13 protein-coding genes are annotated in these 12,065 nt (G+C 62.5%); 8 read left to right on the top strand and 5 right to left on the bottom strand.

Features of this window, described 5'->3' with window-relative positions:
• Window positions 1–95 precede the first annotated feature (95 nt).
• Together EJ071_RS24740 and EJ071_RS24735 are read right to left on the bottom strand one after the other, a co-directional pair.
• Window positions 96–407 (bottom strand): DUF3303 family protein, encoded by a 312-nt coding sequence (locus EJ071_RS24740; RefSeq protein ID WP_126100212.1) that lies wholly within the window; start codon window positions 405–407, stop codon window positions 96–98.
• A gap of 202 nt (window positions 408–609) precedes the next feature.
• A complete protein-coding gene (locus EJ071_RS24735) occupies window positions 610–1,173 on the bottom strand; it encodes a DUF2569 family protein (RefSeq protein ID WP_126100211.1) in 564 nt (187 codons plus the stop codon).
• 742 nt (window positions 1,174–1,915) lie between these two features.
• Here EJ071_RS24735 and EJ071_RS24730 point away from each other — a divergent pair.
• The gene (locus EJ071_RS24730; RefSeq protein WP_126100210.1) at window positions 1,916–2,116 is read left to right on the top strand and encodes a DUF2905 domain-containing protein; all 201 of its coding nucleotides are present in this window, start codon (window positions 1,916–1,918) and stop codon (window positions 2,114–2,116) included.
• Window positions 2,117–2,173: 57 nt separating this feature from the next.
• Here the strand turns inward: EJ071_RS24730 and EJ071_RS24725 are convergent, their stop codons facing one another.
• Window positions 2,174–2,788, bottom strand: coding sequence for a TetR/AcrR family transcriptional regulator (locus tag EJ071_RS24725; RefSeq protein WP_126100209.1), 615 nt, complete (start codon window positions 2,786–2,788; stop codon window positions 2,174–2,176).
• Window positions 2,789–2,880: 92 nt separating this feature from the next.
• On the opposite strand from EJ071_RS24725, the gene EJ071_RS24720 reads away from it, so the two are divergent.
• The 7 genes from EJ071_RS24720 to EJ071_RS24685 all read left to right on the top strand — a co-directional run bounded on the left by EJ071_RS24720 (window position 2,881) and on the right by EJ071_RS24685 (window position 10,370).
• Window positions 2,881–3,963 (top strand): spermidine/putrescine ABC transporter substrate-binding protein, encoded by a 1,083-nt coding sequence (locus tag EJ071_RS24720; protein WP_126100208.1) that lies wholly within the window; start codon window positions 2,881–2,883, stop codon window positions 3,961–3,963.
• A gap of 10 nt (window positions 3,964–3,973) precedes the next feature.
• Entirely contained in the window at window positions 3,974–4,819 is an 846-nt protein-coding gene (locus EJ071_RS24715) for an ABC transporter permease (protein WP_126100207.1), read from the top strand.
• A 2-nt stretch (window positions 4,820–4,821) separates the two neighbouring features.
• Window positions 4,822–5,604 carry an ABC transporter permease gene (locus EJ071_RS24710; RefSeq protein WP_126100206.1) on the top strand — a complete coding sequence of 261 codons (783 nt, stop codon included), beginning with the start codon at window positions 4,822–4,824 and terminating at the stop codon, window positions 5,602–5,604.
• Window positions 5,601–6,665, top strand: coding sequence for an ABC transporter ATP-binding protein (locus tag EJ071_RS24705; protein ID WP_126100205.1), 1,065 nt, complete (start codon window positions 5,601–5,603; stop codon window positions 6,663–6,665). The genes EJ071_RS24710 and EJ071_RS24705 overlap by 4 nt, the downstream gene beginning before the upstream one ends.
• A gap of 3 nt (window positions 6,666–6,668) precedes the next feature.
• A complete protein-coding gene (locus EJ071_RS24700) occupies window positions 6,669–7,430 on the top strand; it encodes an MBL fold metallo-hydrolase (protein ID WP_126100204.1) in 762 nt (253 codons plus the stop codon).
• Between the two features lie 433 nt (window positions 7,431–7,863).
• Complete coding sequence (locus EJ071_RS24690) at window positions 7,864–8,637, top strand: NAD kinase (RefSeq protein WP_126100202.1); 774 nt, start codon at window positions 7,864–7,866, stop codon at window positions 8,635–8,637.
• Between the two features lie 191 nt (window positions 8,638–8,828).
• Window positions 8,829–10,370 carry a DEAD/DEAH box helicase gene (locus EJ071_RS24685; RefSeq protein ID WP_189521203.1) on the top strand — a complete coding sequence of 514 codons (1,542 nt, stop codon included), beginning with the start codon at window positions 8,829–8,831 and terminating at the stop codon, window positions 10,368–10,370.
• A 110-nt stretch (window positions 10,371–10,480) separates the two neighbouring features.
• On the opposite strand, the gene EJ071_RS24680 is transcribed toward EJ071_RS24685, so the two are convergent.
• Both EJ071_RS24680 and EJ071_RS24675 read right to left on the bottom strand, forming a co-directional pair.
• Complete coding sequence (locus EJ071_RS24680) at window positions 10,481–11,089, bottom strand: hypothetical protein (RefSeq protein ID WP_126100200.1); 609 nt, start codon at window positions 11,087–11,089, stop codon at window positions 10,481–10,483.
• A 249-nt stretch (window positions 11,090–11,338) separates the two neighbouring features.
• Window positions 11,339–11,989, bottom strand: a complete 651-nt coding sequence (locus EJ071_RS24675; RefSeq protein ID WP_059184805.1) for an OmpA family protein — start codon at window positions 11,987–11,989, stop codon at window positions 11,339–11,341.
• Between the last annotated feature and the right edge of the window lie 76 nt (window positions 11,990–12,065).

The raw sequence follows: 12,065 nt of genomic DNA, 5'->3' as shown, positions 1-12,065 counted from the left end.
GACAGACGAAGGCGCGTCCGCGCCTCACTCTTCGGGGTTTCCTGGTGGGTAAGCGGCAGCGTGCGCTGCGATTGCGTCGCCTTGTCGGCGGCAGCTCACGAGGGAAGTTCATCCCGCCATTTGATAGCTTCCATCTCGACGCGGACCGCGTCCTGAATGTCGATGACTTGATGGACGTCGAATTGGAGCGCCGGGAAGGTCGAACACGTTTTGTGGACTACCAGCGGGTCATCTGCCTCGCAGAGCATGCTACCACCCCATTCGCCCACGCGCACCACGAAGGCATGCACCTTGACTTCGCTGGGTATCTCCCAGTGCTGGAAGATTTTCAGGATGCGCTTTTGGACGTTCTCGTATTCAATCGCCGATCCCTGTGGCCGCTCGTTCCAATTTACCAGGTATTTCATAATCTCCTCCCTCTCGGGTGACCGCGAATTCCGAGCCCCATTTTAGCTCCCGAGGCGCACTTCCGATCGTCTCCTCGTCTGCTCCGATAGAGGTAGGCATCACGACACGAAGGTGGTGAATCTGTCCGACATTTGAGGGCGATCCGATTTCAGCGCCGCGGAGCGGCACAAGCTACCTGCAAACAGCTAGAGCAGCCCATTACTAGGCAGCAGCAACCTGACCGACCGCCAGTCCGCCGAAGGTGTTCCGCACCCTGACGGACTTGTAGACGTAGGCAACCCAAATCCCGGTCACAGCAAATGACGCGATTGCGGCGACCAGTGCGTTTCCGGCAAGGACTCGGCTCATCGGAGCGCCGAGAATAGTGGATGTCCAAGCGGAGTCGAGGATGAACACTACGGGAATCGCAATCCACTGATAGAGGAACAGCCGCTTGAAGCTAGGGCTGCGCCGCAGCATTGCGAAGAGAACAACCACCTGAAGCACTGCAAACGCCAACAACAGCACGATTTCGCCACAGACGGCCAAAGGACCATTGGCCAGCGGCATGAGCTGTTGGTAGCCCTCGCTCGAGGAGAACAGCTCGCCCAGTGTGCGGAACGGTGACAAAGCCTGACCGATTGCTAGCAGCATAAGCCAACCGCCAAACCCAACCAGACTGTCCGGATTCTGTGACGGCTTGGTCGCCGAGCGAACGGCAAAGAAAACAGGCACGCCGATAATCAGCAGCACTATCGCCCAATGCCAAATAGAAAACGCCCCCATTTACTCCCTCCCATATGCTCTCAAAAGTTGTATCAGATTTCAATCTCAACTCAAGAGGCAAGTGGCCGGCACCGCCTTGTTAGTCGATTAAACGACTATTTTCTCCCGCCCTCTCCAGACACCCTCTCACCCCGATCGCCGTCACCAAAATCCGGTTCCGCCGCCGTAACGCCGCGCGCAGCTCAGGTATCTTCCCTCGTCGCGCTTCACGAGTTCGATGAACACATGTTCATGCCGGCGGGCTGGCGACCACCCCTCACTCGGCATTCGTGGCGATGCTTCGAAGAGCGCTATCTCGTCAAAGATTTGGGCCCCTCCGGCATGGTTGGCATCATCATTGGGCAACATGTCGCCGTCTAGGATTTCGTATCGCCGTTGGGATTTGGTACCGGTGCCTCCCGACAGTCTCGTGGGGGCGGATCGGCGTGCCCAGGCTCTGGCGACGCTTCCTCGTCGGGACGACGGACAGGAGGCTTCTTCGGGTCGGGCTTCCGCTGGATCTCTTTGACCTTGGTTGGCATATCCAATTAACCGGCATCGCCAGTCCCTTGTTCCCGATAAATGCCAAAGGTTCGGCCGCCAGAGCAGCCGTGTTTTGCGGAAAAGCGCCTTTCGCGGCCTAAGTGGCGAGAGTGGCCCAGATAACCGAAAAGCCGGAAGCGGGCTTCGAACCCTGGCCCTGCCTGCAAGACCCGTCGTCACTATATTTTTGCCAGGAAGCTCTTCCCGGCAGGATGCCGCCATGTCGCGCACACTGATCGTCGTTGGTCTCTGCATAGTAGCCATAGGCCTGCTGTGGCCCTGGGTGAGCCGCATCGGCCTCGGCAGGTTGCCTGGTGATATCGTGATCGAGCGCGAGAATTTCAGGCTCTACGTTCCGATCACCACGGGAATACTGATCAGCGTCGTGGTCTCGACCATCCTATGGCTGATCAACCGTTAGAGGCGCGGCCGGCAGCGCTTTCCCGAAAGCCGGCTCTTGTGCTCGCTCCTGGCGTCGTCACACCCCGATCGCCGCCACCAGCACCCGGTTCTGCCGTCTTATCGCGGCGCGCAGGTCCGGTATCTTCGCCTCGTCGCGCTTCACGAACTCGATGAACATCATGTTCATGTTGTTGAAGATCAGCTCGCCCACCGCCGGGCCGTCGATGTCGGCGCGCACAAGGTCGATCTCCTGCAGGCGGGCGATGAGGGCGCGGATCTGTTCGGTCAGCGCGCGGTCGAGCGCCGTGTAGGCCTGGCCGAACGGGCTGTCGGGCAACTGCGTCGAGATCGCCATCGCCTGGCGCCACATTTCCTTGCTCAGATAATTGAGCGAATGCTCGATATAGATGCCGATCAGCGTATCCAGCGCATCGCCGACATTGGCCGGCGGATCGGCGACCACCCCTCGCCCGGCATTCAGCACCTCGTTGACTTCCATGGAAACGATGGCGCCGAGGATGTCGCCCTTGTTCTGGTAGTAATTGTAGATCGTGCCGATCGAGACCTCAGCCTGTGCGGCGATGGCCTCGATCTTGGCGCCCTCATAGCCGGCGTCGCGGAACAGCGCCGTCGCCGCATCGATGATGCGGCGGTGCCGGTCCGCCTTCTGTCTTTCGCGCAATCCGCTCATATCCGCCTCTTTGCCAGAAAATCATAATTGACTCAATTTTAGAATTGGTTCAAGTTTTCTCCAACAAGCCAGCAAGGCAGGGAGAACACTCGATGACCGTCAACGCCCGGAATCCGCTTTCCACCCTGAAGTCCCGCCTCGCCGCAGCATGCGCGGCCGCGGCGCTGCTCGTGGCCGCCGGCAGCGCTCAGGCTGCCGACCTCAACGCGCTGATCTGGTGCGACCATGCCGATCCGGCGCTGCTGCAGCCCTTCGAGGAGGCCAACAACGTCAAGGTCAACGTCAAGGAGTTCGAGGGCACCGGCGCCGGCCTGGCAATCGTCGAGCAATCGCAGCCCGGCGACTGGGACGTGATGGTGATCGATTCCATCGACGTGCCGCGCGGCGTCGAAAAGGGCCTGTTCGAGCCGCTGCCGGAGGACAAGCTGCCTGTCGGCGACCTCTTCCCGGAAGTGAAGATGGACAAGTCCACCATCGTCGACGGCAAGCGCTACGGCATCACCGAAAAGTTCGGCTACAACACCATCGGCTTCAACAAGACCAAGGTCGATCCGGCCGACATGCAGTCGCTGGCATCGCTCGCCAGCGAAAAATACAAGGGTAAGGTCGCGATATACGACTATTACCTGCCGGTGATCGGCATGGCGGCTTTGGCCATCGGCAAGAAGACCGCCGATCTCACCGAGGCCGACCTGTCCGCCCTCAAGGTGGAACTCCTCAAGATGAAGGCCAACGCCAAGCTGGTCGGCGAAGTCACCGCCAGCCAGACCGCTTTGGCCACCGGCGAGGTCGACATCCTGGTCGGCGGCGGCGAGTGGGTCACAGCGGGGCTCGCCAAGGAAAACCCGGCGCTCGACTTCTCGATCCCGAAGGAAGGCGCGGTGCTGTGGTCGCAGTCGCTCGCCATGTTCAAGGATTCCAAGAACAAGGACATGGCGCTGAAGTTCATCCAGTACATCATGAGCCCGGAAGGCCAGGCGCGGCTAGCTACCTCCTCCTGCTACTGGGGCATGCCCGCGAACAGCAAGGCGGCGCTGAGCGACGAGCAGAAGAAGATCCTGCGCTTCGACGAGCAGCCCGGCTTCCTCGCTCGCGCCCAGGCCTATCCGGCGCCGAACACTGATCTCGACAAGAAGATGCAGGACATGTGGACCGAAATGCTGCAGGCGCAGTAACGGGTTCGCTGTGGGCACTTCGGGAAATAAAGGGTGTGCCCTGCCCTGGGCGCTGGTCACGCCGGCGCTGGCATGGACGCTTCTCTTCTTCGTGCTGCCCTTCATCGCCATGGGGTTTTCGAGCCTGACGGCGCATGAAGGCGGCGGCTGGACGCTCGCCAATTACAGCCAGTTCTTCACCGACCCGTCCTATTGGCGGGCGATGGTGAATTCGCTGGAGGTGACGGCGATCGTCACCGTGATCTCCATCCTGCTCGCCTACCCCTTCGCCTGGATCCTCGCCGAACAAGTGCCGGAGCGCTGGCAGCGGCTGGCGCTGATGCTGGCCGTGCTGCCGTTCTGGACCTCTTATGTCGTGCGTTCCTATTCCTGGCTGCTGGTGCTGGCACAAAACGGCGTCGTCAACCGGGCGCTGACTGGCACCGGCCTCATTAACGAGCCGCTGCAGCTCGCCAACACGCGTTTCGCCACCGTCACCGGCTTCGTGCACTTCTTCGTCATGCTGCTGACGCTGACCATCTTCGCCAACCTCAAGCAGCTCAGCCCGAGCTACCGCAAGGCCGCCGCCGACCTCGGCGCCGGACCGGTGCGCACCTTCGTGCATGTCGTGCTGCCGCTCACCTTGCCCGGCATCATGGTCGGCGCCTTCCTCACCTTCGTGCTCTGCGTCGGCGACTACATCACGCCGCAGATCCTCGGCGGCAACAATGAGCTGGTCATGCCGCAGCTGGTGATGATGCAGATCGGCCGCCGCGGCGATTTCCCGCTGGCTTCGGCGCTGTCGATCATCCTGATGGCCGTCGTCACCATCGCCTATCTCGCCTGCGCCCGCTGGCTGAAGATCGAGCGAGCCTGACCATGCGCACCATCGTCCGCTTCGCCGCCCGGCTCTACGCCATCTTGATCTACGGCTTCATCTTCCTGCCAGTGGTCGTGCTGGTGCTGTTCTCGCTGCAGGCGACCTCCTTTCCGATCCCGCCCTTCACCGGCCCGTCGCTGCGCTGGTACCAAGCTGTTCTGTCCGACACGCGGCTCACCTCGGCGCTGGTCAATTCGCTGCTGGTGGCGGTGCTCTCCTCGTTCGCTTCGGTCACGCTCGGCTTCCTCTCCGCCTGGGGGTTCGCGCGCTTCGTGCTGCCGGGCTCGGCGCTGCTGCGCGGCCTGATCACGCTGCCGCTCACGGTCAGCTATCTCATCATCGGCATGGGCTTGCTGGTGCTGTTCAACTGGGCCGGTGTGCCGAAGTCGCTGCTTGCCGCCGGTATCGGCCATGTCGTGATCAACCTGCCGCTTTGCTTTGCCATCATCTACAGCCAGATGGGCGACCATCAGATCAACATCGAGCGCGCCGCCCGCGACCTCGGCGCCGCCGAATGGAAGGTGCTGCTGATGATTACCGTGCCGGTGATGGCGCCGGCGATCTTCGCCGGTTTCTTCCTGTCGATGACCTTTTCGTGGGACGAGTTCGTCATCTCCTTCCTGCTCACACGCTTCGAGACGACGCTCCCAGTGGAAATCTGGAATCTCTTGCGCTCCGGCCTCAATCCCAAGACCAATGCCGTCGGCTCGCTGGTCTTTGCCGTCTCTATCGTCCTGGTGGTATTTTTCGAACTGACGCTGTTGCGGAGAAAGCCGGCATGAGCGCGCCCCTTGTCGACATCCGCAACGTCTCGCATCGCTTCGGCCAGCTCCCGGTGCTGAAGAACGTCTCGCTGACGATCGAGCCCGGCAGCTACACGATCCTGCTCGGACCGTCAGGCTCCGGCAAGACGACGCTGCTGTCGATCCTTGGCGGCTTCGTCACGCCCAGCGAAGGCAAGGTCTTTATTCGCGGCGAGGACTGCACGTCCGTGCCGCCGGCCAAGCGTCCGACGACCACCGTCTTTCAGGACTACGCGCTGTTCCCGCATATGAGCGTCGGCGGCAATGTCGGCTTCGGGTTGCGCATGCAGGGCGTCGACGGCACGATGCGCGCGGCGAAATCGCGCGAGGCGCTTGCCCTTGTGGGCCTGGCGGCGGCCTTCGACAAGAAGCCGCATCAGCTCTCCGGCGGCCAGCGACAGCGCGTGGCGCTGGCCCGCGCGCTGGTCATCGAGCCGGTGGTGCTGCTGCTCGACGAGCCGCTCGGCGCGCTCGACCTGAAACTGCGCCGGCAGATGCAGGATGAATTGAAGGCGATCCAGAAGCGCGTCGGCACCGCCTTCGTCCATGTCACGCACGATCAGGAAGAAGCGATGGCGCTGGCAGACCATTGCGTGGTGATGAATGACGGACGCATCGAGGACGAAGGTTCGCCCGAGCGCGTCTATGCGCGGCCGAAGACGCGCTTCTCCGCCACCTTCATGGGCGAAAGCACGATCCTTGCCGGCAAGGCCAGCGATTGCCGGGATGGGCGTGTCACGGTCACCACGGAGCTCGGCCCGATCGCGCTGCCCGGCAGGTCACCCGCCGGCGCAGGCGTCGCGCTCGCCATCCGGCCCGAGCACCTCATCCTTGGCGAAGTGAAAGGCGATGTCATGCTGGGCATGGCCAAGATCAGCGATGTCGTCTTCCAGGGCAGTTTCAAGCGCGTGCTGGCCGCATCGATCCAGGACCCGGCGCTGCAGTTCATCGCCAAGGCTCCGGCATCGGCCACCGTCCAGGCAGGCGACACGATCGCCGTTTCGTGCAACGCTCAAGACATCATCCTGCTGGCGGACTGAGCCATGAGCATGCTTCCGGTCATCGAGGCTCCGGACTGGTACGAGACCATCCGCATGAGCGACGACGTCACGCTGATCCACGAGCCATGGATAAAACCGTTCTTCCGCTGCAATATCTGGCATGTGCGCGGCCGAGACCGTGATCTGCTGTTCGATACCGGGCTTGGCCATTTCAGCCTCAGGCGCCATGTACCGCTGGTCGCCGAGCGCAAGCTTACCTGCGTCGCCAGCCACACGCATTTCGACCATATCGGCTGCCATCACGAATTCCCGGACCGCTGCGTGCATTCGGCTGAGGCGGACATCCTTGCCGACCCGCGCAACGAATGGACGGTCGCCGACCGCTACGCCAATGAGGAGATGTTCGATCGTTTGCCGGAGGGCTGGGACACGGCGCGCTACCGCATCCTACCCGCGCCTGCCGGCCACCTGCTCGAGCATGGAGACGTCGTCGACCTTGGCGACCGTGCCTTCGAGGTCATCCACACGCCCGGACACTCGCCGGGCGGCATCGCGCTCTTTGAGAAGAAGACGGGCATCCTTTTGTCCGGCGACATCGTCTATGACGGGCCGCTGATCGACGACGTCTACCGCTCAGACATCGAGGACTATGTGGAGACGCTGCTTGCCATGCGCGACATCGACGTCTCGGTCGTGCATGGCGGCCATTTCCCGAGCTTCGGCAAAGTGCGCTATCGCCAATTGATCGATGAGTATCTGGCGCACAAGCGCAAGGCCGGCTGCCACCTGCAGCAGAGCAGCTGAACGACGCTATTGCGATGCTGACTTAAAGCGCCCTTTGCGGACAGGGCGTTCCGGCGGCGTCGCCGCAACGGGAGACCGTGGGCTGCTGCGGCCGCAAACTCATCTCTTCCGAATGCCGCACCAGTTCGGCGAACATGAGGGCGAAACTTCCCATCATCAGGAAGACTATGATCAGACGCGTCACCGGCAATAGACAGGTCTCTCGACTGGCTAGCCCCCGCCAACCCATCCACTGCCGGCTAACATGATCGATCCGGCTTTACGAGTGTTTAAGCTTCGTCTTAACCATTCCGGTCATCACATTCGTTGCACGCCTGTCACGAAGCGCGATTGCGCCTTCCCTTCGAGGCACGGCAGCCGCCCTTTGCAGAGGCCTGCGCCCATGCTACGCCGTCGCCGGCGCGGCCATGCAAGCGGTCGCCCCCTGGGAGCCATGAGCAAAGAAACCAGCCGCTTCGCCTTCGTCTCTTCCGACACCGACGACGCCCGCGCGGCGCTGGATACCTTGTCGACGCGCTATGGGCAGATGCCTGTCGCGGATGCCGAGATCGTCATCGCGCTCGGCGGCGACGGATTCCTGCTGCAGACGCTGCGCGACACGATGAGCACCGGCAAGAAAGTCTACGGCATGAACCGTGGCACCATCGGCTTCCTGATGAACGAATATCGCGCCGGCGGTCTTGAGGAGCGCATCGCCAGGGCGGTGTCCGAAACGATCCGCCCGCTGGAGATGGTCGCGGTCACGCATGACGGAGAATCCGTTTCGGCTTTGGCGATCAACGAAGTGGCGCTTTGGCGCCAGTCCTATCAGACGGCGAAAATCCGCATCACCGTCGACGAGCAGGTGCGGATCGAGGAACTGAACTGCGATGGCGTGATGATTGCGACGCCGGCAGGCTCCACCGCCTACAATCTGTCGGCGCACGGGCCGATCCTGCCGCTCGATGCGCCGCTTCTGGCGCTGACGCCGGTGAGTCCCTTCCGGCCCCGGCGCTGGCGCGGCGCGCTTCTCTCCAACAAGGCGACCGTGCGCTTCGACATATTGGAGTCGGACAAGCGCCCGGTGAACGCCGCCGCCGACCACACCGAGGTCAAGGCGATTGCCTCAGTCACGGTCCGGGAATCGCCGACCGCGACGGCGACGTTGCTGTTCGACCCCAATCATTCGTGGAACGAGCGTATTCTTGCCGAGCAATTCCGCTATTGAGCCGGCGCAGGGACAAGACCACGATTAAGCATCGCGATTAAGGTTACGTCTTCACAATCGCTGGATTTTCCGGCCGTTTCTGTTGACAAATCGCGGACTTGCGCCTAACTGCAACCGCGATCTTGCAGGCGCGCGGCGCCTGCCGCAACGCGTGTTGCGATTTTCCCGAACCAGCCAAAGACAGCCATCACTTGTCCTCAGACGCCCAGACCGCTCAAGAAGCGTTGACGTTCACAGACCTCGGCCTGTCGCCGAAGGTCCTCTCCGCAGTCACCGATGCCGGCTACACCAAGCCGACCCCGATCCAGGCCGGCGCCATCCCGCATGCGCTGCTCGGCAAGGATGTGCTGGGCATTGCCCAGACCGGCACCGGCAAGACCGCTTCCTTCGTGCTGCCGATGCTGACCAGGCTGGAAAAGGGCCGGGCGCGGGCCCGCATGCCGCGCACGCTGATCCTCGAGCCGACGCGCGAACTGGCGGCGCAGGTCGAAGAGAACTTCATCAAATACGGCAAGAACCACAAGCTCAACATCGCGCTCCTGATCGGCGGTGTCTCATTCGATGAGCAGGACAAGAAGCTGGAGCGCGGCGCAGACGTCTTGATCGCGACGCCCGGCCGGCTGCTCGACCATCGCGAGCGCGGCAAGCTCTTGCTCAACGGTGTCGAGATCCTCGTCATCGACGAAGCCGACCGCATGCTCGACATGGGGTTCATCCCCGACATCGAGCGCATCTGCGAGATGATCCCGTTCACGCGCCAGACACTGTTCTTCTCGGCGACCATGCCGCCGGAGATCACCAAGCTCACCGAAAAATTCCTGCACGCGCCGGTGCGCGTCGAGGTCTCAAGGGCCGCCTCCACCGCGACAAGCATCACGCAGCGCCTGGTGAAGTCAGGGTCCAAGCCGTGGGAGAAGCGCGAGACGCTGCGCAACCTGATGAAGGCTGAGAGCGACGGGCTGAAGAACGCCATCATCTTCTGCAACCGCAAGGTCGAGGTGTCGGAGCTTTTCCGCTCGCTGCTGAAGCATGATTTCGACGCCGGCGCGCTGCATGGCGACATGGACCAGCGCGCGCGCATGCAGATGCTCGCCAATTTCCGCGACGGCAAGCTGCGTTATCTCGTTGCCTCGGACGTGGCCGCCCGCGGTCTCGACATTCCCGACGTCAGCCATGTCTTCAACTATGACGTGCCGATCCATGCCGAGGACTATGTCCATCGCATCGGCCGCACCGGCCGTGCCGGCCGCTCGGGCAAGTCCTTCACCATCGCGACCCGCTCAGACACCAAATATGTCGACGCGATCGAGAAGCTGATCGGCACCAAGATCGAGTGGCATGACGGCGACCTGTCGACGGTGACCGAGAGCGTAAGCGAGGACGCCCCCCGGCGTGGCCGCGGCGCCCCGCGCCGCGCCGGCCGCAAGGACGAGGACCGCAAGCCGCGAGGCGAGCGCCAGAAGGATCGTCACGCGAAGCATGACGAGGCGCCCGACGCCGCACGCGAGGAGCGACCGGTCGCCGAGGTCGCCGACATCGCCGAGCGGCGCGCCCGCAAGGACGCGATCCGTTCCGAGAACGACCGCAAGGGTTCCGCCAACCGCAACGAGCAACGCGGCGATGGCCGTCCGCAGCGCGACCGCCCTGCCCGCCACCGGCAGGAAGAAGACGACGCGACCGTCGGCTTCGGCGACGATGTGCCGGCCTTCATGCGGATCGTCGCCAAGGTCTGACCTTCGACACACAGCGTCGGCGGAAACGAAAACGGCCCCGAGCAGGGCCGTTTCTTCTACCGTTGCTTCGCCTGAAGGCTTCAGCCAAACGCTTTTCTGCCCTGCTGCCCTTACATAGGCCCTGGCATCATCTTGGTCGGCTTTTCCAGCATCGGGAACTCGGCCTTGTTGCATTTCACCTTCGGGTTCGTCGGGCTGAACATGCCGTTCGGATTGTCGCTGAACAGCCAGGCGTGAAGATCGTAGTGCACGAATTCCTTCGGAATGAGCGGGTAGTGCCCCTCCATCGGCCCCATGAATTTCTGGCCGAACAGGCTCGGGGCTTCCTTGACGTCCGGCGTCAGCGGCACCAGCCATTCCACGCCGACCAGTTTCAAGCCCTTCTTCGTCGGCTCGTAGATCAGGACGTTGGGCTTCATCGGGTCTAGTGGCTTGCCAATGCTCGGGACGTTGACGAAATGGACGCCCATCGCGCCTTTCGGATAGTCCATCGTGCCCGGTATCTTTTCACCGCTGTAGTAGACGCACCCTTCGGTCGATAGATAGAGATCGCGCAGGGCGGCCGTGTAGTCCTCATATTTGGCGAGCGATTTTTTCAGGGCCTCGAGGTCGGCCTTATTGGCGTCTTCGGCCCGCGCCGTAGCGGCGCCAAGCCATGCCCCCAAAAAACCGGTTAAAACGAGGACGCCGCAGCGCCCAAGGCGAGCTGTTCTTGTCATGCATTCCTCCCAGACTTTGATCTGGCCGTGCAAGATCGAGGCGGAAAAATGCTGATGGCGCGGCCAGTTACCGCCTCATCCCCTCTGGAACAGCATCGATGCTAGTCCTTTCCATCGCTCTGGAAAAGTATCAATTAGAGCAAGCTAATAGCCTAAGACTTTTGACCTAACTTGAGGTACGCCAAACGAAAACGGCCCCTTCCAGGGCCGTTTTGCTTAGTGGACTTGCTCCGTCGTGAGTCGTTTCTCTCAGGTGAGCGGCGACAGCTGAATCTCGACGCGACGGTTCTGCGCGCGGCCGGCGGCCGTCGCGTTGGAGGCGACAGGGCGCGTCTTGCCGAAGCCGGTGACGGCGAAGCGGCGGGAATCGACGCCCTGGCCGGAGAGGTAGTTGGCGACTGCCAGCGCGCGCCGCTGCGACAAGTCGAAATTGTGTTCGTCGCCGCCGGTGGAGTCGGTGTGGCCGAACACATCGACGGTGGTCTGGCGGAATTTGTTCAGCACCAGCGCCACCGAGTTCAGCACCGGGTAGAAGCCCGGCTTCACCGCGTCCTGGTCGACGTTGAAGGTGATGTCGGACGGCATGTTGAGGATGATCTGATCGCCGCTGCGGGTGACGCTGACGCCGGTGCCCTGCAACTGACGGCGCAGTTCCGCCTCGTTCTGATCCATCGTCGCGCCGATCGCGCCGCCGGCAAGCGCGCCGATGCCCGCGCCGATCAGTGCGTTGCGGCGATCATTGCCGCCGGCCAGCAGACCGAGGCTGGCGCCTGCCAGGGCGCCAAGGCCGGCGCCGGCCGCCGTGTTGGAGATCTTCTGGTCGCCGGTATACGGATCGGTGGTGGTGCAGGCGCTCACGAGCACAGCCGTCGCCACGACGACGAGCACGGTCTTCTTCATAAGATGGTCCCTCTCCAAATCGCGGCCGTTGCAGCCGCGCCAAATCAGCCCTTCCGCATGCCTTGTAACATGAATT

The sequence above is a fragment of the Mesorhizobium sp. M1B.F.Ca.ET.045.04.1.1 genome (assembly GCF_003952465.1).
GTDB lineage: Bacteria > Pseudomonadota > Alphaproteobacteria > Rhizobiales > Rhizobiaceae > Mesorhizobium > Mesorhizobium shonense.
The sequence above is the reverse complement of the archived record's forward strand: the minus strand, read 5'-3'. Positions and strand labels throughout refer to the sequence as shown.